Annotated in this window: 21 protein-coding genes; 10 read left to right on the top strand and 11 right to left on the bottom strand. The window is 59.7% G+C overall.

Annotated elements, in window-relative coordinates:
* Positions 1 to 75: 75 nt before the first annotated feature.
* The 3 genes from ACUTSW_RS24690 to puuE are packed head-to-tail and all read left to right on the top strand — an operon-like array spanning position 76 to position 2,523.
* Positions 76 to 825 carry a GntR family transcriptional regulator gene (locus ACUTSW_RS24690; RefSeq protein ID WP_445585572.1) on the top strand — a complete coding sequence of 250 codons (750 nt, stop codon included), beginning with the start codon at positions 76 to 78 and terminating at the stop codon, positions 823 to 825.
* Positions 822 to 1,565: an allantoin racemase gene (gene hpxA / locus ACUTSW_RS24685; protein WP_197912136.1), complete on the top strand. Its 744-nt coding sequence runs from the start codon at positions 822 to 824 to the stop codon at positions 1,563 to 1,565. The genes ACUTSW_RS24690 and hpxA overlap by 4 nt, the downstream gene beginning before the upstream one ends.
* Before the next feature lie 19 nt (positions 1,566 to 1,584).
* On the top strand, positions 1,585 to 2,523 hold the full coding sequence (gene puuE / locus ACUTSW_RS24680) for an allantoinase PuuE (protein ID WP_073440923.1): 939 nt from the start codon (positions 1,585 to 1,587) through the stop codon (positions 2,521 to 2,523).
* A 55-nt stretch (positions 2,524 to 2,578) separates the two neighbouring features.
* Here puuE and ACUTSW_RS24675 read toward each other — a convergent pair whose 3' ends face one another.
* From ACUTSW_RS24675 to ACUTSW_RS24655, 5 genes are read right to left on the bottom strand one after another with little or no spacing between them, the layout of a single operon-like run.
* Positions 2,579 to 4,774: a TonB-dependent siderophore receptor gene (locus ACUTSW_RS24675; RefSeq protein WP_445585571.1), complete on the bottom strand. Its 2,196-nt coding sequence runs from the start codon at positions 4,772 to 4,774 to the stop codon at positions 2,579 to 2,581.
* A 35-nt stretch (positions 4,775 to 4,809) separates the two neighbouring features.
* A complete protein-coding gene (locus ACUTSW_RS24670; RefSeq protein ID WP_445585570.1) occupies positions 4,810 to 6,138 on the bottom strand; it encodes a lysine N(6)-hydroxylase/L-ornithine N(5)-oxygenase family protein in 1,329 nt (442 codons plus the stop codon).
* Positions 6,135 to 7,883, bottom strand: coding sequence for an aerobactin synthase IucC (iucC, locus tag ACUTSW_RS24665; protein ID WP_445585569.1), 1,749 nt, complete (start codon positions 7,881 to 7,883; stop codon positions 6,135 to 6,137). Before iucC ends, ACUTSW_RS24670 begins: the two co-directional genes overlap by 4 nt.
* Positions 7,880 to 8,830, bottom strand: a complete 951-nt coding sequence (locus ACUTSW_RS24660; protein WP_445585568.1) for a GNAT family N-acetyltransferase — start codon at positions 8,828 to 8,830, stop codon at positions 7,880 to 7,882. Before ACUTSW_RS24660 ends, iucC begins: the two co-directional genes overlap by 4 nt.
* Entirely contained in the window at positions 8,827 to 10,572 is a 1,746-nt protein-coding gene (locus tag ACUTSW_RS24655; RefSeq protein ID WP_445585567.1) for an IucA/IucC family protein, read from the bottom strand. Before ACUTSW_RS24655 ends, ACUTSW_RS24660 begins: the two co-directional genes overlap by 4 nt.
* A 137-nt stretch (positions 10,573 to 10,709) precedes the next feature.
* Between ACUTSW_RS24655 and ACUTSW_RS24650 the strand changes: the two genes are divergently transcribed.
* On the top strand, positions 10,710 to 11,933 hold the full coding sequence (locus ACUTSW_RS24650) for an MFS transporter (RefSeq protein ID WP_445585566.1): 1,224 nt from the start codon (positions 10,710 to 10,712) through the stop codon (positions 11,931 to 11,933).
* Positions 11,934 to 11,938: 5 nt separating this feature from the next.
* Positions 11,939 to 12,823 carry a siderophore-interacting protein gene (locus ACUTSW_RS24645; RefSeq protein WP_445585565.1) on the top strand — a complete coding sequence of 295 codons (885 nt, stop codon included), beginning with the start codon at positions 11,939 to 11,941 and terminating at the stop codon, positions 12,821 to 12,823.
* A 9-nt stretch (positions 12,824 to 12,832) separates the two neighbouring features.
* Here ACUTSW_RS24645 and ACUTSW_RS24640 read toward each other — a convergent pair whose 3' ends face one another.
* The 6 genes from ACUTSW_RS24640 to ACUTSW_RS24615 form a co-directional block, all read right to left on the bottom strand.
* Positions 12,833 to 13,123, bottom strand: coding sequence for a type II toxin-antitoxin system RelE/ParE family toxin (locus ACUTSW_RS24640; protein ID WP_445585564.1), 291 nt, complete (start codon positions 13,121 to 13,123; stop codon positions 12,833 to 12,835).
* Positions 13,111 to 13,389 (bottom strand): CopG family ribbon-helix-helix protein, encoded by a 279-nt coding sequence (locus tag ACUTSW_RS24635; protein WP_166728990.1) that lies wholly within the window; start codon positions 13,387 to 13,389, stop codon positions 13,111 to 13,113. The genes ACUTSW_RS24640 and ACUTSW_RS24635 overlap by 13 nt, the downstream gene beginning before the upstream one ends.
* Before the next feature lie 85 nt (positions 13,390 to 13,474).
* Positions 13,475 to 13,861: an oxalurate catabolism protein HpxZ gene (gene hpxZ, locus ACUTSW_RS24630; RefSeq protein ID WP_445585563.1), complete on the bottom strand. Its 387-nt coding sequence runs from the start codon at positions 13,859 to 13,861 to the stop codon at positions 13,475 to 13,477.
* A 3-nt stretch (positions 13,862 to 13,864) separates the two neighbouring features.
* Positions 13,865 to 15,265 (bottom strand): AtzE family amidohydrolase, encoded by a 1,401-nt coding sequence (locus ACUTSW_RS24625; protein WP_197912129.1) that lies wholly within the window; start codon positions 15,263 to 15,265, stop codon positions 13,865 to 13,867.
* Positions 15,262 to 15,453, bottom strand: a complete 192-nt coding sequence (hpxX, locus tag ACUTSW_RS24620) for an oxalurate catabolism protein HpxX (protein ID WP_006322394.1) — start codon at positions 15,451 to 15,453, stop codon at positions 15,262 to 15,264. Before hpxX ends, ACUTSW_RS24625 begins: the two co-directional genes overlap by 4 nt.
* Before the next feature lie 24 nt (positions 15,454 to 15,477).
* Entirely contained in the window at positions 15,478 to 17,064 is a 1,587-nt protein-coding gene (locus ACUTSW_RS24615) for a gamma-glutamyltransferase family protein (protein ID WP_445585562.1), read from the bottom strand.
* A gap of 269 nt (positions 17,065 to 17,333) precedes the next feature.
* Here ACUTSW_RS24615 and ACUTSW_RS24610 point away from each other — a divergent pair, with 269 nt between their 5' ends.
* From ACUTSW_RS24610 to ACUTSW_RS24590, 5 genes are all read left to right on the top strand, one after another.
* Positions 17,334 to 18,173 carry a MurR/RpiR family transcriptional regulator gene (locus ACUTSW_RS24610; protein ID WP_006323781.1) on the top strand — a complete coding sequence of 280 codons (840 nt, stop codon included), beginning with the start codon at positions 17,334 to 17,336 and terminating at the stop codon, positions 18,171 to 18,173.
* Positions 18,174 to 18,392: 219 nt separating this feature from the next.
* Positions 18,393 to 19,184 (top strand): transporter substrate-binding domain-containing protein, encoded by a 792-nt coding sequence (locus ACUTSW_RS24605; RefSeq protein ID WP_197912127.1) that lies wholly within the window; start codon positions 18,393 to 18,395, stop codon positions 19,182 to 19,184.
* Positions 19,185 to 19,196: 12 nt separating this feature from the next.
* On the top strand, positions 19,197 to 19,862 hold the full coding sequence (locus ACUTSW_RS24600; protein ID WP_445585561.1) for an amino acid ABC transporter permease: 666 nt from the start codon (positions 19,197 to 19,199) through the stop codon (positions 19,860 to 19,862).
* Entirely contained in the window at positions 19,862 to 20,518 is a 657-nt protein-coding gene (locus ACUTSW_RS24595) for an amino acid ABC transporter permease (protein ID WP_332271377.1), read from the top strand. The genes ACUTSW_RS24600 and ACUTSW_RS24595 overlap by 1 nt, the downstream gene beginning before the upstream one ends.
* Complete coding sequence (locus tag ACUTSW_RS24590) at positions 20,499 to 21,242, top strand: amino acid ABC transporter ATP-binding protein (RefSeq protein WP_004949026.1); 744 nt, start codon at positions 20,499 to 20,501, stop codon at positions 21,240 to 21,242. The genes ACUTSW_RS24595 and ACUTSW_RS24590 overlap by 20 nt, the downstream gene beginning before the upstream one ends.
* The last annotated feature ends 17 nt before the right edge of the window (positions 21,243 to 21,259 follow it).

The raw sequence follows: 21,259 nt of genomic DNA, 5'->3' as shown, positions 1-21,259 counted from the left end.
ATTGCTCTTTTTTGTATACAAAATATATTAATCTTGTATACGATTTGATTCTCTAACGGTACAGGGAGCAGCAAAATGATCGGCACGACGATCGGCGTCAACGCCGCGTGGCTCGGGCAACAAGCCACTTATTTCACTGAAGATAAAGACGATCATATTTACAACGAGCTGGTGAAGGCGATTGTCGAACACCGGCTGCTGCCCGGCAGCAAATTGCCGGAAGAGGCGTTGGCGGAGACCTTTGGCGTCAGCCGCACCGGGATCCGGCGGGTGCTGCAGCGCCTTGCCGCAGTGCAGCTGGTTACCCATCTGCCCAAGCGTGGTGCACTGGTGACAACGCCGGGGCAGGATGAGGCGGCGAACGTTTTCCAGACGCGCAAAATGTTGGAGTGCGCCAATTTGCCGTCGGTGGTTGCCGCCTGTCGCGAAGAACACCTGCTGGCGATGGAAGGCATCGTGGCGCAGGAACAGCAGGCGCACCGCGATCAGGACGGCGCGGCGGCCATTCGTCTTTCTGCCGCCTTTCACGTTCAATTACAGGCGATCGCCGGCAATAACGTACTGACAGAAATGGTCTCGCAGCTCACGTTGCGCTCATCACTGGTGATTGCCGTTTACGGCGCACCCTGGCAGCAGGGCTGCCGCTGTCACGATCACAGCGATCTGCTGGCGCTGCTGCGCCGCAAGGACTGCACGGCGCTGGTGGATCACATGGCCCGCCATTTTGACGATATTGTGGCGAACCTGAGGTTTAGTCAGGGGGGAGATGAAACTCCTGATTTTGCCCGTATTTTTGCCAAAACCGGTTTGCAGGAGCCTTTATGACCGCCGATTGCGTAATCCAGGTCATCAACCCGAACACCAGCCAGGCCATGACGGCGACCATTGCCGGTGCCGCCCGCGCGGTGGCTGCGCCGGGCACCAAGATCCTGGCAGTTTGTCCGCCAGAGGGAGCGCCGTCGATAGAGGGGCATTTCGACGAAGCGATTGCCGCGATCGGTGTTTTGCAGCAGGTCAAACTCGGCCGCGAAGCCGGCGTCAGCGGCCATATCATCGCCTGTTTTGGCGATCCGGGCCTGTTGGCGGCGCGTGAGTTGGCAAGCCGGCCGGTGGTTGGCATCGCCGAGGCGGCCATGCATATGGCGACGCTGGTGGCGACGCGCTTTTCTATCGTCACCACACTGCCGCGCACGCTGATCATTGCACGCCATTTACTGCATCAATATGGGTTTGAGCGCCACTGTGCCGCGCTGCATGCTATCGATCTGCCGGTGTTGACGCTGGAAGATGGCAGCGGCCTGGCTCAGCAGAAAGTACGTGAACAGTGCATTAAAGCAAAGCAACACGACGGCAGCGGGGCGATCGTGCTCGGCTGCGGCGGCATGGCCGATTTGGCTCGTGAACTGACGCAGGAGCTGGGGATCCCGGTGATCGACGGCGTCAGCGCTGCGGTGAAAATGATCGAGTCGCTGCATGCGCTGGGCCTGAGCACCAGCAAGCACGGCGATCTGGATTTCCCGCTGGTCAAACCCTTGTCCGGCATGTTTGGCAGTTTTAACGGGTAATCGGCAGAGAGAAGCAGCGATGAAAGAGTATGACTTCAATCAAGAGTATCCCCGCGATCTGATGGGCTATGGCGGTCGGCCGCCGCACGCTCGCTGGCCGGGGCAGGCGCGTATCGCAGTCCAGTTTGTACTCAACTACGAAGAGGGCGCGGAAAACAACGTTTTGCATGGCGATGCCGGGTCCGAACAGTTCCTGTCCGATATCATTGGCGCGGCCAGCTACCCCGAACGGCATATGTCGATGGAGTCGCTGTACGAGTACGGGTCACGCGCCGGATTCTGGCGTATCCATAATGAGTTTCAACGCCGCGGTCTGCCATTGACGGTGTTTGGCGTGGCGATGGCGCTGGCGCGCAATCCGCTGGTGGTCGAGGCGATCAAAAACGCCAATTATGATGTGGTCAGCCACGGCTGGCGCTGGATCCACTATCAGAATATGGACGAAGCGACCGAACGGCAGCATATGCAGCGGGCGATCTCGGTACTGAGCGATCTGTTCGGCAAGGCGCCGCTCGGCTGGTATACCGGCCGCGACAGCCCGAATACCCGCAGACTGGTGGTGGAACAGGGCGGTTTGCTGTACGACAGCGACTATTATGGCGACGATTTGCCGTTCTGGACCGAAGTGCAGTGCGCCAATGGCGAGAAAAAACCGCATCTGATCGTGCCCTACACGCTTGAGGCCAACGACATGCGTTTTGCTTCACCGCAGGGCTTTAATACCGGCGAGCAATTCTATACCTACCTGAAAGACAGCTTTGATGTGTTGTATGCCGAAGGGGAAACGTCGCCGAAGATGTTGTCGATCGGCATGCACTGCCGTTTACTGGGGCGCCCGGGCAAGTTCCGCGCGTTGCAGCGGTTCCTGGATTATGTCGAGCAGCACGATCGGGTCTGGGTATGCCGGCGGCAGGATATCGCCGAACATTGGGTGGCGCAGCACCCTTTCAAAAAATAACCCGTGCCGGCACGGGTCGATTGATGTGGGCGCCGTAGAGGCGCCCTCATCAGGATCAGAACAGCACTGAGTAGTTCAGACCAAAGGTGCGGCCACGGCCTTTATAGCTGTACAGCTCTGGTGAGCCGTAAGTTGGGCTGTAAAGGATCGGCGCGCGCTGGCCCCAGACGGTGGTGTAATTCTTGTCCAGCAGGTTTTCCACGCTGAAGCTGACTTTCCCCACCGGCAAAGCGTAGCTGCCGAGGAAATCGAGGGTGTTGTAACCGTTGATTTTATTCCCGTCGGCATCCGAAACGTCGAACGTTTGCTGCGACTGCATGCGAAGATTCCAGTCGCCCGGAGCCCAATTGACGTAGGCGGTGGCTTTCGACGGGCTGGCGGTGTCGACGGTCAGTTTCTCCCACTTGCCGTCGGTTTTTGTTTCCGATTTGATCAGGTTAAAGGTGGTGCCGGTGCTCCATTCGCTGTTGTCGAAGAAGTAATCCACCGCACCTTCCACCCCGTAAATCCGGCGTTTATCCGAATCCAGGTTAATGGTCATGTCGGTTCTGTTGATCGAGATGGTTTTATCCGACAGCGAATAATAGGCAGCGACCTGGGTACGCAAGTTATCGCCGGTGTAGCGCCAGCCCAACTCGTAGGCGTTGACCTTGATGCCTTCCAGTTTGGAGTCGTTAACGTTGACGCTTTTCTGCAGCTGATAATGCCCGTTGACCAGCTTATAAGTGCCCGAACCGTAGTACTTCGCCAGATCCGGGATCTCAAAGCCTTGCGAGAAGTTGATCCATGCTTGCTGACGCTCGGTCAGGTGCGCCAGTAAACCGGCGTTGAACAAGGCGTTGTTGTAGTCGGTTTTGCCGCCCGGCACCGCATCGGCGGAGTTCGCCAGACCATTGGCGATCCCTTGTTGCTGCGCATAGCCGACAAAGTCGTCCATCTTGTTCTCGGTGTACTGATAACGTACGCCGCCGCTGAGGGTAAACATCGGGTCGATGTCATAGCTGGCCTGAAGGAACGGTGCCAGGTTGGTGGTGGTATAGCCAGGATAGCGGCCGACGTTATAGGCATTTTCCAGCGTCATACCGCCGGACTGCTGCGCCTTGGCCAGATTGAAGAACTGCTGGTTGGCGTTGAAGCTTTCATGTTCGGCGTCGACGCCGTAAGTCAGCGTCAGGGCGTCAATCGGCTTGCTGTTCAGCGTCAGTTTGCCGCCGTAAAAATCGGTCTTCTGCTGTGAGGCACCGATGCTGGTGACTTTGCCGCTGGTCAGCGTCGGGAACGGGTAGAAGGTCAACGATTCGTCGCGATAATAGACCTGCGCCACCAGATCCTGGCCCCAGAAATCGGTGTTGGAATATTGCAGGTTAATCAGATGGCGTTCGGTGCCCGGTATACGGTCCGAATTCAGGTTGCTGCCGTTGGAGGCCTGGCCCGCACCGGTCACGGCCGAGAAATTTTGCCCCAGATACAGGCCGTGCTTGCCGTCCGACTCGCTGTTGAAATACTGCGTCGTCACCTGCAACTGCTGGTGATCGTCAATGTTAATGGTGCCGGTACCCATCACGTCGATGCGATCGGAATATTGCAGCCCGGTTTGGGTGTTATCAATCAACACCTCATTGCCTTTGCCGTCGTACCAGCCGCCGTAACGTTGATAGGAGACCGACAGGCGGCCCGACGCGTTATCGTTGCCGCCGCTGACCGCCGCCGACACATTCTCGTCGTGATCGTTATGGCCGCCGAAACCGGTTTTTCCGCCCACCTGCAGCTCAACCTGTTTCTCTTTTTGCCCTTTCTTGGTGATGATGTTGATCAGGCCGCCGGTGCTGCCGCCGCCATACAGCGAGGTGGCGCCGGAAATCACCTCAATGTGCTCGATGTTGAACGGATCGATGGAATCCAACTGGCGGCTGTCGCTGCGCGAAGAGTTCAAACGCACACCGTCGATCATCACCATCATCGAACGGCCACGCATGTTCATGCCGTAGTTGGTACGGCCCTGGCTGCTGACATCCATGCCCGGGATCAGTTGCGCCAGGATATCTTTGATTTCCTTGCCACCCTGGACCTGCTGCTCAATTTCCTGGCTTTCAATCACCCAGGTGGTTTGCGCCATCTCTGCCACGCTACGGTGCGAGCGGCTGGCGGATACCACCATTTGATCTTCGCTTTTTTGTTCTTCTGCCCAGGCCGCCGGCGCAAGCATCGCCAGCAGGCAAGGGTTCAATACCCAAAGGTGTTTGCGTTTCATCGTTATTTTTCCAGTGTTCCCATATTGGTGTGTAATTAAAACTCGGTGTAATTGAGCATGACGTGTTCAGCGCGAGCCGGGGTGGCCGGTTGCTGACTGCGCCATTGGATCACAGCCGGGGTGGACGTTAAATCGAACTGGTCGCGTCCTAAAGCCCGGTTGAGAATACGTGCCGACCGCCAGGCCATCAGGCTGAGCTGGGGTTCGGCGATACCGTGGCTGTGCATGCCGGCGTTGACGGCAAACAGGCAGTTTTCCTGCGGGCCCTGCCACTCGAGGGTGAAGTCGGGCGCAACGCGGTATTGGTCATCGGCCGTGGTCAGCAGACGCTCCGCCAGCGGGGCGAGGAACGTGGGGCGATCCTGCTGATAACCGGTGGCGAAGATCACCACATCGGTATCGAAAGTTTCTTTGCCCTGATCGAGGTGGTGATGGGTCACCAACTGATAGCCGTTACCCTGAGCGTGGATCGCCGCCAGCGAACGGCTTGGCAGCAGGCGCGCCCAGGGTTTTTCACGCAGCACTTCAAACTGGTGATACATCGCGCGGTAGATGGCCAGCAGCGAATCGCTGGTGATGCCGTCGGAGGTCATTTTCTGCTCGGTCAGCATGCGTTGCTTGGCGCTGTCGTTCAGGCCATAAAAGCTGTCGACATAGTCCGGCGTGAAGTACTCGTTGGCGAACGCCGCTTCATCCAGCGCATTGTAGTTATTGCGGCGCGAGATCCAGTTCAACTGCGCCGGTTGGCCCCACTCGGCGCGGAAAATGTTCAGGAACAGATCGGCGCCGCTCTGGCCGCCGCCGACGATGGTGACGCGTTTGCCGGTCAGATCCGGGTTGCGCAAGGTCATCTCGCTGGCGTGGAAGCAGCGGTCGTTTTGCTCGGTAACGCAGTCCGGCAGTTTGATGCGTTTGCCGATGCCCAGGCAGACATGGCGTGCCCGGTAGGTGGCGCGCTGGGTGGTGACGACAAACTGGCGTTGCCGATCGTCAAAATCCACGCTCTGAATATCCTGGCTAAACTCGAGCGAACTCAGCCCGTTGGCGGCCCAGTCGAGGTAATCGGCGAACTCTTCGCGCGACACCGTACGCAGCTCGGTGGTCAGGAAGCGGTAGAATTTCTTCCTTTTCACCAGATAGTTAAGAAAGCTGTACGGATTGGTGGGCGACACCGCGCTGACCAAATCTTTCAGGAAGCTGGTCTGCATATGGCAGTCCGGTACCATCATGCCGGGGTGCCAGGAAAAGTGCGGTTTGCGCTCCAGGAATTTGCCGTTAAAGCCGGCGACTTCACTGCCGAGCGCGGCGATGCTGAGGTTGAAGGGGCCGATGCCGATGCCGATGAAATCCAGAGGCTGATTCATTGGGCAAACTCCTTGGTGACCAAATAAAGAGGGTTATCCAGATCTTGCAGATAGTTTGGCAACATGCGGCTGCCGCCATCCTGCTCCGAATAGGTGAGTTTCACCGGGTTGAGCACCACGCGAATAATTTGTGGTTTGAATAAATCAAAGAGGGCGAAGCGTTCTGCCATGTCCGGGTGCTGCGCCATGTAGCGCTCCAGCACCTGCGCCAGCAGTTGATAGAAACGGGATTCACTGACCCCGCAGGCTTGCATCAACGGCGAAATAAAACGCAGCACGGTGACGAAATGCCCGGTTTGCAAATCATGGATCAGATAGTCGGCGGACAGGCGCACGGTAACGTCCTTCACCACCTTCGGCAGTGAGGCCGCTTCCGGGAAGTCCTGATCCACCAGGCGCATATCGCCCTGGAAGTCTTTCAGCAGCACGCGTTGCGGCACATGGTCCTTCATCACCAGCGTGATGTTTTGGCCGTGGGCGATCAGGGCTACGCCGTAACGGCACATCAGGTGGTACATCGGCAGCACCACCCGGCTAAACATCTGTTGCAGCCAGGACTCGGCGCTCAGGCCGGACCGGGCGATGTAGGCGCCGATCAGCGGCTGGCCGTGGTTATCGGTTTCCATCAGCGTCGCCATCAGAATGGCCTGCTCGCCGTCCCGCAGATAGCACGAAGGGTTCTCGCGCCAAATCACCCCCAGCATTTCCTGATAGCGATAGGGCGCTTTGGCCAAAGCCGCGTAGGTTTGGTGCGTCATATAGCCTGCGGCCGGCTCGCCGAGGATCTCGGCACCGCTGGCGCGCAGCGTACTGTCTTCGGCAAACACCTGTTGCAGCCAGCGGGAGGCGGCCGGCCCGGCGCTGATGTACTTGCCCGGAATGCCGCGGTAACACGAGGTGTTGTAAATGGTCAGCGGCAGCTTGATGTCGAACGCCGAACGGCGGCTGACGTTGGTCAGGGTGCGTAATGATTGCTGCGCCAGATAGTTATCGCCAAACTCGCCCAGCTCGATCAGTTCTCCTTCGGCCAGTTGCGGCAGGAAGTGCAACGCGATCTTTTGCTGCCACTGCCATGGGTGCAACGGCACCGGGATCCAGTCATCGTTCAGCTCCAGCTCACGCCAGCGGCGGTCAAAGCGCTGGCGTTCATCGCCTGTCATGGCGCTGCCGAGCAGGTTTTCCAGCGGGTAGTTATCGTCGGCACACCAGACAAAGCTGCCCCGTTTGGCCGCGACCCAGTGCAGCCGGAACTGGCCCTGATATTCGGGCGCATACTGCTGCAACGCGGTCAGACCCCAGCCGCGACGGCCTTTGTTGAAGATAAACTTGGGGTGGCCGGCCAGCAGGCATTGCAGCGCGTCGGCGTCGAGCGCAATCAGATCCTGCGCGCTCATGCCGTGACGGGCGGACAGCAATTGCATATCACCGCGCAGCGTGGCGTACAGATCTTCCAGATGTTCGGCGATCTGCGCATCGTCCATCTTCAGCACCTGCGCCAGCTGGCGCAGCGTTTGGTCGGCCGCCAACGGCTGGCGATCGCAGGCCAGGCTGGCGGCGTCGATGTGTAACCAGCCCCAGATGCCGCGTTCGGCGCTGAAGGTATAACTGGCGTCGCCCAGTGCGATGCGCCATTGGCCGTCATGCTGTTCGGCGCATAGCGTGCGTTCGTATTCCAGCTCGGCCAGGATCTTGGCGATCATCTGGCGGTTGACCCGTTGCCAGTTGGCGTAATCTGCGGTGGTCATAAGCCGATCCCCCGGAAGAATTCATCGCGCTGATTCATGATCAGACGCGAACGCTTGTGCGGGAAATCGAACTCTTTCACGGTGTGGTAACCGGCGGCCGGCAGGTGGCGGAACAGGCGTTGGTTGTCGGCGCGCGGCTCGGCGACCACCCGTGTGGTGCGCGGTTCATCCAGATACAGGTAATGAGTCAGGCCGCGCAACCAGCTGCGGATATAGTGCGCGCCACGGCGATCTTCCTCGCCGACCAGCATGTGTAGCCCACGGTCGAACGGTTGCCAGCGGTAGTGGCGGCCAATGCGGTCTTCCGGTGCCCAATAGACTTCGAAATAACCGAACGGGCGATCGTCGAAACACCCCAGCAACGGATAGCAGTAGCTGGAATCCAGCTGGCGTTGCAGGTAGGCCGCCTGAGTTTCCAGCGGGCCGCTCATTTCCCAGAAGGCATCGACGCGCGGCGAATTCATCCAGCGGGTGAATTGCCCGGCATCGCGTTCTACTTCCGGCAGCCGGAAACTCAGGGTCTGTTTAAGTTGCGGATCGTAACGGCGATAGACCTCGCCATTGGGCCGCATCGGGCGTTGCGGGTACCAGAGGCTGCGTTCGGCGTCATACATCATCTGAGCGGAGGCAGGGTTGCGTTCGGCGCCCAGCCACAGCGGTAACTGATAAAACGTCTCGCGTGCCAGATAGTCGCCGCTTGCGAGCGCGAACAGCGCCTGCGCCTGCGGCTCTTCGCGCCATTGCGCATAGGGCAGAATGATGCCGCTCAACTGCGGTGCGGCTATCAGCAACTGGTCCAGCGCCTGCACCAGCCAGCCTTGCGGCAGGGAACCGGGATAGTGCAGCACCGCGCTGCCGTCCAGGCCCAGCCCGAGTTGCAGCTCCTTTTCCAGCCGTTCACAGCGAAAGCCGCTGCCGGCATGCATCAGTTTGGCGTGCGGCATCATTGGGCGGCTCCCTGGCGCAGCGGATTGACGAAATCAAAGTAAATCACCGCCGGATCGACGATGGTATTTTCGTTGTGGTCGTGCAGGTAACAGAAGAAGTTGCCTTTGCAGTTCCAGTGGCTGCTGTCGAGCACGTAGTCCAGGCACAGGGTGTTTTTGGCCGTGTCGCGCAGGCCGCTCAGCGCGTCGCGTACCCGGGCCATCAGGCTTTCTTCCGTGTCGAAACCGGCGGCAGCCAGTGCGGCGGTCACCGCCAGACTGGAGTTCACCAGCAGGTAGTAAGGGAAGTAGCGCAGCAATTGCTGTTCGCTGAAGCGGTTTTCCGCATCGGCTTCGCCAATCTCTTCCAGCCACGGTGTGGCATCGCGGGTAAAGCCGCTGCCCTGGCAGTCGCGGTACAGCATGCCGATCGGCAGATCCTGCTGCATCTCCACCAGAATGTTTTGCTGGTGGGCCAGCAGCACCAGCCCGTAATCGGCTTCCGTGCTGAACAGCGGCAACAACACCTGTTGGCAGTAGGCGTCCAGCCAGGCATGGGCGGCTTGTTGCAGCGGCAGATTCAGGCGGGCGGCCAGACGGCGCACTGCGGCGGCCAGCAGGCTGTCACCGCCATCCGGCGCTGCCTGCGTCAGCGTTACCAGCACGTTGGTTTGGCTATGCGGCTGGTCGAACAACAGGTTATCGCGCAGCGCCATCAGGCTTTCTTCCTGGACTATACCGTCCGCCGAGCGCAGGCCGGCCCAGCCGTCTTCCTGCATCACGCGGAAGGTCGGATAGCGCGCTTGCAGCTCTTGCCAGCGCGGCGTTTGCGCCAGCCGGGCCAGGCGGATACCGCGTTTTACTTCTTTAACCGACAGGGTGCGCACCGAGTTGGTCAGGCGCACGCTGAGGGAGAATTTGATCATGTCGCGGTTGCCCGCGCTGTACAGCGAGCGTGAGGAACTGGTTGGCAGCCAGCGCTCGCCGGCTTCGCCCAGATCGCTCAGCAATCCCTGCGCGGCGAGATCCTGGCACCATGTCTGCGTCAGCAGATGGTCGGCCTGCCACGGATGCATCGGCAGCAGCCAGACGTCATCGGTAAAGTGCGCCAACAGCTGCGGCGCGCTTTCGGCGGCAAAACGTTGCAGGCGTTGTTGCAGCGTCAGGTTCAGGCTGTCGCCGCACAGGTAGCGCTTATCGACGGCAAACCAGCGCAGCGGGAAGCTGGCGGCAAAGTCCGGCAGATAGCGACGCGCCTGCTGCTCATCGAAGGGCTCATGGGATTTCGGCGCCGGGTGGAAGGCGTGGCCGACCAGCAGACCTTGCTCCGCCTGGGCAAAGTTCAGCGGCTTGTCGCGCAGTGAAGGCCAGTCCAGCCGGACATCAATGGCCTGGCGGGTATTATCATGACTTTCCAGCACTCGCTGGCGAAAACGCGCCACTGCCTCATCGGACAGCTCACCTTTTATCGCCGGTTTCTCCAGCAGCAGGGTGACCAGTTGCTCCATGCTCAGCGCCACGCCAGCCCCATCGTCCTGCTGATGCAGATAAGCAGGGAAAAGATACTGATGATGTTGTGTGGGCGAGGTATGGCGTAAGGCAATGCGAATAGCCTGGGTTGGTGAAAGCGGAATGTTGAGCTGCGGATACTGTGGGTGGCTGGCGGCTGGAACGATTTGCCAGTCCTGGGTTTCACGCATCAGTGCGTTGAGAAAACATTGGGCAGCCACGTCGGTCGCCGCGGTTTCAAACTGGAGAGTCATGATCCGATTTTCGCTAAGAATCAATTGAGAATGATTCTTATATCAATAATATTTATTGTTATCAATCATCCTATGATACAATTTTTCAATGATTTTTTCATAACCATATAATTTCATTAACGGTAACCTTACTTTTGATGAGTATTTCACCTTCCGCTAAATCACCCGCAACTGGTAATACGTCTTCTTCAAATTGGCCGTTGGCGCTGTGCGCCGGTCTGTTGGGCATCGGGCAAAACGGCCTGCTGGTGGCGCTGCCGGTGTTGGTCGGCATGACCCATTTGTCGCTTTCCGTCTGGGCCGGGCTATTGACGCTCGGCTCAATGCTGTTTCTGGTCGGCTCCCCCTGGTGGGGGCGACAGTCTGAAATTCGCGGCTGCAAGTTTGTCGTGACGATGGCGCTTGCCGGTTATTTGTTCAGTTTTGCTTTACTGGCGTTGGCCGTTTGGGGGCTGGCGGCCGGCTGGCTTTCGCCGATGGTGGGATTGGGCGGCCTGATCGTGGCGCGCGTTATCTATGGGCTGACGGTGTCCGGCATGGTGCCCGCCAGCCAAACCTGGGCATTGCAGCGTGCCGGCTACGAACAGCGCATGTCGGCGCTGGCGACCATCAGCTCCGGGCTAAGCTGCGGGCGGTTGCTGGGCCCGCTGTGCGCCGCGCTGGCGTTGTCCCTTCATCCGATGGCACCGCTGTGGCTGATGGCCATTGCGCCATTCATCGCCTTGCTGGTGGTGTGCCGCCAGCATAACGATCCGCCCTTGCCGCCGGTGGCGCAGCAGCAAAATCGCTTGCGTCTCACCATGGTGCCTTATCTGCTTTGCGCGCTGTTGCTGGCGGCATCGGTCAGCCTGATGCAGCTCGGCCTGGCGCCGCATCTGACCCGTTTGTTCAGCCACTCTGCCACGACCGCCAGCCACCATGTTGCCGTGTTGCTCAGCGTAGCGGCGGCCTGTACTCTGTTGGCGCAGTTCCTGGTGGTGCGTCCGCAGCGCTTTAGCGCGCCGCAATTGCTGTTGATTGCGGCGGTATTGATGGTAGCGGGATTCGGCTTGATGTGCACCCAACCGCTGGCGCTGTTCTATCTCGGTTGCGCGCTGGCTTCCTTCGGTGCGGCGATGGCGACGCCAGGCTATCAGTTGATGCTGAACGATAAATTATCCACCGGCAAAGGTGCCGGGGCTATCGCCACCAGCCATACGCTGGGCTACGGTCTGAGCGCGTTGATGGTGCCGGTGGTGGCAAGATTTTATGGCGAGTCACAGCTGATTGCAGCGGCTCTGATGATGGCCGTCCTGCTGGGCGGTATCAGCGGCTGGCTATGGTGCCGGCAGCGTATTCAGCTACATTCTGCGGGAGAGTAACAGATATGTCCGGCGCATCGAGTTACCGAATTTTTGATATCACACTGAAAGTAAAAGAAAACATATCGCCTTCCTTGCTGCGCTGCGTTTTCGAAGGCCCGGATGTCCACCGCATGAAGCTGGAGGCGCCGGATCAGCGCATCAAACTGCTGTTCCCGGCCGACGATGGCCAGATCCCACGGCTGGAAAACAGCGATGACTGGTATCGTCGCTATATGGCGATCCCGAAAGAGCAGCGCCCGATTATGCGTACTTACACGCTGCGAGCGCTGCGCACTGAACACAATCAGATGGACGTCGAGTTTGTGCTGCATGGCGTGAACGGCCCGGCCTCCGCCTGGGCGACCCATGCCAAGCCGGGGGATGCCCTTCAGGCGGTGGCCCCCAATGCGGATTTTGACGGCGACAGCGGCGGCTACGAATGGGCGCCGCCGGCGCATCTGCAGCAGGCGTTGTTGATTGCCGATGAAACGGCGGTGCCGGCGGCGATGGGCATTCTGGAACAACTCGCGCAGCAGGCCAACCCACCGCAGGTGCAGGCGTTCTTTGAGGTGCCGCTGGCGAGCGATTGCCTGAATATGGACCGCTTCCCGTTCGCCGAGGTGTATTGGTTGCCGCGTGACGTCGGGCATCAGCAGATGCACGGCACGCTGCTGGTGGAATCGGTGCGCCAGCGGGTGACCATTCCTGAATCGGCGCGCGCGCAAGCGCAGTCGTTGACGGAAAACAGCCTGGGCGGCGAACTGCTTTGGGAGCGCGCAGAGGGCGCGGAGGGTTTCTATGCCTGGGTGGCGGCGGAGTCTTCTGCGGTGAAGGCGCTGCGTCGTTACCTGATCGGCGAGCGCGATCTGGACCGCTCTACCGTTAACTTTATGGCTTACTGGTGTTGAGTCGCGGCATCAATACCCGGTTTCGCTTTGGTGGCGAATAGCCAAAATAACGGCGGTTACACCGTTAAACCGATACAGAACAAGATAACCGCTATTGCCGAAATCGATAGGCCACTCCCTGAATTCAGGTGCCATATCTTTAGCGGGGCGGCCAATATGGGGTTGGTGCGCTATTATTTTGATGCAGTCACGAATAGTGGCGACAGCGCGCTTTGCCGAATTGAGATCCTTCTCAGCCAGAAATCGATAAAGCCGCTGTACATCCAGCAGCGCCGCTGGCGTCCATATCAGTTGTGGCACCCGGGTATCTCCGTATCATCACCTTTTTCCAGATCGGAGAGCCAGCCGTCAGCCTCGTCCTGAGTCAAATGTTTACCATTGGCCTGATAGGTTTCCCATGCCTGTAATGCATCGTTGCGAACAGCCTCGCGTTTTTCTTCACGCTCGACATATTCACGAATAGCTTCACGCATAATCCAGTGTGCGCTGCGCTGGTGGGCCGCGGCAATGTGTTGCACCCGTTGTTTAAGCTCATCATCAATTTTTATCGACGTAGCAGTAGCCATAAGTAGCCTCAGTTAGTTAAAGGTAATACCTTTAACTACTATACGGCTCCTGGCGTCAGGCTGTCCAATTTTTGCGCACGGTGACTTATTCTGCTATCAAACTCACGTGCGCGGCCACGATGCGCCAGCCGCAGGCCAGCTTGACCCAGGTTTGCATCTGGCGGCCGACGCGTTCGCTGCCCGGGCGGCGAAACTCGGTGCTGGCAACCGCCATATCATCACCGTAGGTGGTAATGACGGTGTTCTCCAGGAGGCGATCCAACCCTTGCGACGGCCGTTGCCGACGGAAATCGCGGATCTGATCGATGCCGTACAGGTTTTCCGTCGCGCCGTAGCGAACGGTACGCCCGTCGTGCCAGAACAGCTCATCCAATACGTCAATGTCATTGCCGATCAGCGCCTGTTCATAGCGATAAAACGCGGCGTTCACTTCGGCCAGCACCGCCGGCCGGTCGATATATTCACTTTTCATCCATTAACCCTGTTTTGCCGGTAAGGAACAATTCGCCACGCCGCGTTGCTCTAGCGCATAGGCGGCGCGCAACGCCAGATCTTCACGCCATGGCGGGGCGATAAGTTGCAGGCCGATGGGCAACCCCGAGGCGGTTTTCAGCGGCACCGTCACCACCGGCAGGCCGAGGAACGAAATCGGCTGCGTCAACATGCCCATGCTGGCGCGGATCGGCAGATCGGCGCCATTGATGCGCATCGTTTCCTGACCAAGGCTGGTCGCGCTGCACGGCGTTGCCGGGGCGATGAGAATATCCCAGTGTTCAAACAGCGGCAGCACTTGCTGTTGGAAATGGGCGCGGAAGCGTTGCGCTTGCACATACCAGGCTGCGGGCAGCATGGCGCCTGCCAACAGTCGCTCACGCGACAGTGGCTCAAAACGTTCCGGCTGGCTGCGCAACTGCGGCAGATAGTGATTGCCCCCCTCGGCGGCACTGATAATAAACGCCGCCGAACGCGCCAGTTCAGCCTGCGGCAGCTCAACCTCGGCACAGGCCTCCAGCGCCATCGCGACCTGTTGCACGGCGGCTTTGGCGTCGTCATTGCACCACTGCTGGAAATAGCCTGCAAGCACCGCACAACGCAGCCCCTGCTGGCCGCGTGGCAGCAGCGATTCGGTTTGGGTGATCGGTTTTTCCGCCTGAAAGCGGTCTTCGATATCGGTGCCCTGCATCACGTCGTACACCGCCGCCAGATCCCGCACCCGGCGGGCGAAAGGCCCCACATGATCCAGGCTGGCGACAAAGGGTTGGCTGCCGCTGCGCGACAGGCGGCCGAAGGTCGGTTTCAGCCCGTAAATGCCGCACAGCGACGAGGGCACGCGGATCGAGCCGTTGGTGTCGCTGCCGAGCGAGAAGGTCACCAGCCCGGCGGCGACCGCGGCCGCCGAGCCGCCGGAAGATCCGCCGGCAATGCGCGTGGTGTCGTGCGGGTTGCGGGTTGCGCCGTAGTGGCTATTTTCGGTGGTAAAGCCGTAGGCGTAGGCATCCATGTTCAGCATGCCGGAGAGCAGCGCGCCTTGTGCCGCCAGTTTGCCCACTGCCCAGGCGTCTTGTTTGGCGGGCGCACGGTCGCTGAACAGGCTGGCACCGGCCAGAGTGGTTTCGCCGGTGACGTCGAACAGGTTTTTCACCGCGTAGGGGATGGCAGCCAGGCTCGGCAACGTCTGCCCCTTGGCGCGGATGCGATCGAGGTGATCGGCTTCACTCAGCATCCGCTCGCGGGTGATGTGGGTATAGGCGTTCAGTGAAGGGTTGAACGTGTCGATATTCTCCAGCGTTTGCTGGGCGATTTCGCGCGCGGAAATCGCCCCCTGTTTAAGGGCGGCGCGGATCTCGGCGATCGATAGTGCGCTTAACGGATTCATGCGCGATACACCCCGGCAATCTCCAGGCGTTGATCGAGCGGGAAGGCCATCAGCGGTTCCGCCATCGCGGCGATGCGGTTGAACTGGGTCAGCAGCTCCTGGCGACGCGCGTCATCCATTTCCAGAGCCAATATCGCCTCCATCTGGCTGATATAGGCCGCCCAGTCGGTGGCAGGCAGGTTGTTCATAGATAGTCCCCTTTAACATGGTGTCTAAAAGCCGGCGGCGCTGCCGTTGCTGCGCGGGTCAAAAGCGCCTTCCAGCATGCCGTTGGTATGACGAACGATGGCGCCGGCATGGCCGACCGCTTCGCTGAAATCGGGCAGCAACTCCACCTCATGGCCGCGCCGGCGCAGATACTCCACGGTTTCTGCGCTGAAACGGCCCTCCAGCTTCAGGGAGTCCGAGCTTTCGCCCCAGGTGCGGCCGAGCAGCCAGCGCGGTGCGCTGATGGCCTGTTGCAGCGGCAACCCTTGCACCACGTGGCGGACAAATACCGCTGCCTGGGTTTGCGGCTGGCCGTCACCGCCCATGGAACCATAGACCAGGGTACGCCCGTCATACAGGCGTGCGGCGGCCGGGTTAAGGGTGTGGAACGGCTGTTTGCCTGGCGCCAGCGCCAGCAGGTGGGCGGCATCCAGGCTGAATGACGCGCCGCGGTTTTGCCACAGCACGCCGCTGTGCGGCAGAACGACGCCGCTGCCGAATTCGTGATAAATGCTCTGAATAAAGGATACCGCCAGACCGCTGCTGTCCATCACCCCCATCCAAACGGTGTCGCCCGGGCCTTTGCCTTTCCCCCAGGCGGCGGCCTGGTGGGGATCGATGCGTTTGGCCAACGCATCCAAATGCTCGGCTTCCAGCAGCGCCTGCGGATCCTGCGTCATATGGCGAGGATCGGTGATGAATTGATCGCGCAGGCCGAAAGCCAATTTGGTGGCCTCCACAATGCCGTGCACCACGGCGCCTTCGCTTTGGCCGGCGAGCGGCAGCCGATCGGTCAGCCCGAGGATAGCCAGCGACACCAGGCCCTGAGTGGGCGGCGTCAGATTGAAAACTTCGCCTTTCTGATGCTCCAGCCGCAGCGGCGTGCGGCGGCGCGGTCGGTAATCCGCCAGGTCCTGCGCGGTGAGCGGCATGCCCAGCCGGGCCATATCCGCTGCCATGTTGTGCGCCAGTGGGCCGCGATAGAAGCTGTCCAACCCGTCTTCGGTCAGCGCGATCAGGGTATCTGCCAGTTGCGGTTGGCAGAAACGTTGGCCGGCGTGAGGGATTTCCCCGTGCGGCAGGTAAGTGCGGGCAAAATGTTCCAGCTCCGCCAATTCATGATATTTGCTGCGGGTGGCGGCTTCCTGCGAGGCGGTGACCGGAATGCCGTCCGCCGCATAGCGAATGGCATCGGCCAACAGGCGCGGCAGCGGTAACGGCTCATTGCCCAATTCGGCGGAGTAATCCAGCGCGGCTTGCCAGCCGCCGACGGTGCCGGCCACGGTCAGCGCCGCCTTCGGCCCACGGTGCGGAATATGACGTTCACCGGCGTAGAAATCCAGCGTAGCCAGGGAACCGGCGGCACCGCTGGCGTCAATCGCGACCGGATCGCCCTGCGGCGGAACAATCAGCCAGAAACCGTCGCCGCCCAGGCCGTTCATGTGCGGGTAAACCACCGCGATAGTGGCGGCCGCGGCGACCATCGCCTCAATGGCGTTACCGCCTTCGCGCAGGACCGCCAGCGCGCTTTCGCTGGCGAGGTGATGCGGCGTGACCGCCATGCCCAATGGCGCGGTGTTGCTGTTAATCATTTCTTGGCCCTTTTTTGAGGTCAGCATCTGATTCAATACAAGCAAGAGGCGTTCCATATTTTTCCGGGGGACAATAATTGCTTGCCAGCAGGTGGATTGGCCGTGTTATGTTCCGCTGAAACGAACGTTACATCCCCGTCATATTTCACACTGCATCGGCGTTGGCTTCCCTCGCTCACCCCAGTCGCTTAGAGGGCTAAGCTTCTGGGGATTCGTTCGGTTGCCGCCTGGCTGCACTCTGCAATCTATTGGGGAAAGCAGGAGTAACAATGAAGCAGATTGATGAACGCCTGCGCAGTGAATACCCGCAGTTGACGCCGCAGGAACAGCGGGTGGCCGATTTTATCTTCGATCACTTCGATGACCTGATCAGCTACAACAGTGCCGAGCTGGCACGCCTGAGCGGCGTTTCCAAGGCTACCGTCAGCCGTTTGTTCAAGCGACTGGGTTACCAAAGCTACCGCGAAATGCGCGACGAACTGCGCACCCTGCGCCAGAGCGGCATGCCGTTGACCGATAACCGCGATGCGGTGCAGGGCAACACCCTGCTGGCGCGCCACTACAAGCAGGAAATGGCCAATCTCACGCACTGGGTGAACCATATTGATGCAAACCAGTTCAACGCGGTGATCGCCGCGCTGGTCCAGGCGCGGCGGGTGGTGCTGATGGGGTTTCGCAACAGCTATCCGGTGGCGATGCACCTGCGCCAGCAACTGATGCAGGTGCGCGAAAATGTGTTGCTGGTGCCACAGCCTGGGCAGACGCTGGCCGAAGAACTGGTCGATCTGAGTACGCAGGATGTGGCGGTGGTGGTGGCATTTCGCCGCCGACCGCGCCAGTTGCGGGCGTTGCTAACGCAATTGCAGGTCCAGCAGGTGCCGACGCTGCTGGTGTGCGAACCGCAGGCGCAGGCGCTGATCCCGCTGGCGAGCTGGCATCTGGCGGCGCCGCTCGACAGCGTTTCCGCCTTTGACAGCTACTCCGCCGCCATGAGCCTGGCTAACCTGCTCAGCAACGCTTTGCTGCACGAGACGTTGGCGCAAGGGCGGCAGCGCATTCATCAGATCGCTGACCTGTATAACGATTTGGACGAGCTGGAACAGCGCTGATCTCAGCGCTATTTTGGTGCTTTTGCACTTTGATGGTGCACATTTTTCCCCACTTTATGCCTTTCCTCCGCCGCTGCAGCGGCAGGGGAAATCCCCTTCTGATGCCTTAACTTACGGGCAATAAAGCAGAACGTTCCCCGCGCGGCCGATTGGCACATTAGTTGCAAAGTGATAATCAAAGAATCTTTTGTTTCATCACTTCACCATCGGGGATAATCTATGAACTTCAAGAAAATCGGGGTAGCGACATTGGGTGCGGTTTTGCTGATGGCGCAGGCCGCCTCTGCGATGGCGGATCAATTACAGGAGATCCAGCAGCGCGGCGTGCTGCGGGTGGCTGTACCGCAGGACTTCCCGCCGTTTGGATCCGTGGGCACCGATCTGCAGCCGCAGGGTTATGACATCGACATGGCGCATTATCTGGCCGACAAGATGAAACTTAAGTTGCAGTTGGTGCCGGTCACCAGCGCCAACCGGGTGCCTTATCTGCAAACCAACAAGGTCGATCTGGTGATCTCCAGCCTGGGCAAAAACCCGGAACGCGAGAAGACCATTGCGTTTAGCCGCGCCTATGCGCCGTTCTTCCTCGGGGTCTTCGGGCCGAAAGAGGCGGCACTGGGCGATGCCGCGCAGCTGGACGGCAAAACCGTCGGCGTGACGCGCGGTGCGGTCGAAGACATGGTACTGAGCGATACCGCGCCGAAGGGCGCACAGATCAAGCGCTATGAGGATAACAACACCACGCTGTCGGCCTACCTGTCCGGCCAGGTGCAGTACATCGCCACCGGCAATCTGGTGGTGAGCGCCATCGCGCGGCAGAACCCGACCAAAGCGCCGGTCGCCAAGTTTATGCTGAAAGACTCGCCGTGCTTCGTTGGCCTGCGCCTGGGTGAACCGGCGTTGAAAGCGAAAGTGGATGAGCTGATTGAACAGGCACTGAAGGACAACACCCTGAACGGCCTGTCGGAAAAATGGCTGAAAGCGCCGCTGCCTGCCAACCTTGGTGCATAACGGGAGCGCCTGATGACCTATCAGCTGAATTTTCCCGCTCTGTGGCCCTATATGCCCGAACTGCTGGCCGGTCTGCTGACCACCATCGAGCTGACGGCATTGGCCACTTTGATGGGCGTCGCGCTGGGGATTTGCGGCGCGGCAATCCGCAGCGGCAAGGCTAACCTGCTTAGCCATATTTGGGGCATTTACGTCGAGATAGTGCGCAATACGCCGTTTGTGGTGCAGCTGTTCTTCATCGTGTTCGGCCTGCCTAGCCTGGGCTGGAAACTGACCGCCGGGCAGGCGGCGCTGTTGGCGATGGTGATCAACCTGGGCGCCTACAGCACCGAAATCATTCGTGCCGGCATTCAGGTGACGCCGAAAGGCCAGTGGGAAGCCGGGCGAGTGCTGGGGTTCAGCCGCAGCCAGACGTTTCTGCGCATTGTGCTGCCGCCGTCGTTGCAGCGAATTTATCCGGCGCTGGTCAGCCAGTGCATTATCGTCATGCTGGGATCATCGGTGGTGTCGCAGGTGTCGTTCGAAGAATTGACCTTCGCCGCCAACCTGATCCAGTCGCGCACTTTCCTCAGTTTTGAGGTGTATCTGGTGACGACGCTGTTTTATCTGCTGTTATCGGTATTGATGCGCCAGCTGTTGCTGGCCGCCGGACGGCGCTTTTTGGGGAGCCAGGGCTGATGCTGACTTTTACCGACTGGGACATTGTGCGCAATCTGCTGCTGGCGGCGCGCTGGACGTTGCTGCTGTCGCTGACGGCGTTCTTCGGCGGTACTGTGGTGACGCTGCCGCTGTTATTGCTGCGCCTGAGCAAGCGCAAGTGGGCGATGCGTTTTGTCCGCTTCTATTCCGAGCTGTTTCAGGGCACGCCGCTGCTGATGCAGCTGTTCCTGGCGTTCTTTGGCCTGGCGCTGTTCGGCATCGACGTCAGCCCCTGGGCTGCTGCCGCGCTGGCGCTGACACTGTTCACCAGCGCTTTTCTGGTGGATATCTGGTCCGGCAGCATCGCTGCCCTGCCGAAAGGGCAGTGGGAAGCGTCGCGTTGCCTGGGGCTGAGCTTTGGCCAGACTCTGGCGCGGGTGATTGTGCCGCAGGCGGTACGTATCGCCATCGCGCCCACCGTCGGGTTTTCGGTGCAGGTGATCAAGGGCACCGCGTTGGCCTCGATCATCGGTTTTATCGAGCTGACCAAGGCCGGCACCATGCTGAACAACGTCACTTATCAGCCGTTTAAAGTGTTTGGCCTGGTCGCGCTGGGCTATTTCCTGATGTGTTACCCGCTGTCGCGTTACAGCCATTATCTGGAGAAGAAATTCCATGCCGCTCATCACAATTAATCAGGTTCAGAAATATTATGGCCAGAACCATGTGCTGAAGGGCGTGGATCTGGATATCGACATGGGCCAGGTGATTTCGATTATCGGCCGCAGCGGTTCAGGCAAAAGCACGCTGTTGCGCTGTATCAATGGGCTGGAAGGGTATCAGGAAGGCAGCATCAAATTGGGCGGCATGACCATTACCGACCGCGATTCGCAGGCGCGTGAAATCAGCCGCTCCATCGGCATGGTATTTCAGAACTTTAATTTGTTCCCGCACATGACTGCGTTGGAGAACGTGATGCTGGCGCCGCGCCGGGTGCTGAAAAAAAGCCCCGCCGAATGCCGCGAACTGGCGGAGGAGATGTTGAACAAGGTCGGGCTGGGCGAGCGAATGCACTATTCACCGGCCAATCTTTCCGGCGGGCAGCAGCAGCGCGTGGCGATTGCCCGGGCGCTGGCGATGAACCCTAAGGTGCTGCTGTGCGATGAAATTACCTCGGCGCTGGATCCTGAGCTGGTGGGCGAGGTGCTGAAGGTGCTGGAGCAACTCGCCAAAGAGGGCATGACGCTGATTCTGGTGACCCATGAAATGAACTTTGCTCGCGAGGTCGGTGATCGGGTGGTGTTTATGCACCAGGGCAAGGTTTGGGAGCAGGGCGACAGCCGCACGCTGTTCGCTAATCCGCAAACGCAGGAATTAAAACAGTTTATCGCTTCGGTCCGTGGGCTGACAGAGGCCTGACCGGGGTGAGTGGAATA

This window comes from Serratia sp. TSA_198.1, from assembly GCF_052686505.1.
This window is presented reverse-complemented; position numbering and strand designations above follow the sequence as displayed.

Excerpts from the sequence above, each read along its gene's own strand:
- puuE (WP_073440923.1), top strand. The coding sequence starts at position 1,585 with ATGAAAGAGTATGACTTCAATCAAGAGTATCCCCGCGATCTGATGGGC.
- hpxA (WP_197912136.1), top strand. The coding sequence starts at position 822 with ATGACCGCCGATTGCGTAATCCAGGTCATCAACCCGAACACCAGCCAG.
- ACUTSW_RS24605 (WP_197912127.1), top strand. The coding sequence starts at position 18,393 with ATGAACTTCAAGAAAATCGGGGTAGCGACATTGGGTGCGGTTTTGCTG.
- ACUTSW_RS24675 (WP_445585571.1), bottom strand. The coding sequence starts at position 4,774 with ATGAAACGCAAACACCTTTGGGTATTGAACCCTTGCCTGCTGGCGATG.
- ACUTSW_RS24635 (WP_166728990.1), bottom strand. The coding sequence starts at position 13,389 with ATGGCTACTGCTACGTCGATAAAAATTGATGATGAGCTTAAACAACGG.
- ACUTSW_RS24660 (WP_445585568.1), bottom strand. The coding sequence starts at position 8,830 with ATGATGCCGCACGCCAAACTGATGCATGCCGGCAGCGGCTTTCGCTGT.
- ACUTSW_RS24690 (WP_445585572.1), top strand. The coding sequence starts at position 76 with ATGATCGGCACGACGATCGGCGTCAACGCCGCGTGGCTCGGGCAACAA.
- ACUTSW_RS24590 (WP_004949026.1), top strand. The coding sequence starts at position 20,499 with ATGCCGCTCATCACAATTAATCAGGTTCAGAAATATTATGGCCAGAAC.
- ACUTSW_RS24625 (WP_197912129.1), bottom strand. The coding sequence starts at position 15,265 with ATGAATCCGTTAAGCGCACTATCGATCGCCGAGATCCGCGCCGCCCTT.
- hpxZ (WP_445585563.1), bottom strand. The coding sequence starts at position 13,861 with ATGAAAAGTGAATATATCGACCGGCCGGCGGTGCTGGCCGAAGTGAAC.
- ACUTSW_RS24610 (WP_006323781.1), top strand. The coding sequence starts at position 17,334 with ATGAAGCAGATTGATGAACGCCTGCGCAGTGAATACCCGCAGTTGACG.
- ACUTSW_RS24650 (WP_445585566.1), top strand. The coding sequence starts at position 10,710 with ATGAGTATTTCACCTTCCGCTAAATCACCCGCAACTGGTAATACGTCT.
- ACUTSW_RS24670 (WP_445585570.1), bottom strand. The coding sequence starts at position 6,138 with ATGAATCAGCCTCTGGATTTCATCGGCATCGGCATCGGCCCCTTCAAC.
- ACUTSW_RS24615 (WP_445585562.1), bottom strand. The coding sequence starts at position 17,064 with ATGATTAACAGCAACACCGCGCCATTGGGCATGGCGGTCACGCCGCAT.
- ACUTSW_RS24655 (WP_445585567.1), bottom strand. The coding sequence starts at position 10,572 with ATGACTCTCCAGTTTGAAACCGCGGCGACCGACGTGGCTGCCCAATGT.
- hpxX (WP_006322394.1), bottom strand. The coding sequence starts at position 15,453 with ATGAACAACCTGCCTGCCACCGACTGGGCGGCCTATATCAGCCAGATG.
- ACUTSW_RS24600 (WP_445585561.1), top strand. The coding sequence starts at position 19,197 with ATGACCTATCAGCTGAATTTTCCCGCTCTGTGGCCCTATATGCCCGAA.
- ACUTSW_RS24645 (WP_445585565.1), top strand. The coding sequence starts at position 11,939 with ATGTCCGGCGCATCGAGTTACCGAATTTTTGATATCACACTGAAAGTA.
- iucC (WP_445585569.1), bottom strand. The coding sequence starts at position 7,883 with ATGACCACCGCAGATTACGCCAACTGGCAACGGGTCAACCGCCAGATG.
- ACUTSW_RS24595 (WP_332271377.1), top strand. The coding sequence starts at position 19,862 with ATGCTGACTTTTACCGACTGGGACATTGTGCGCAATCTGCTGCTGGCG.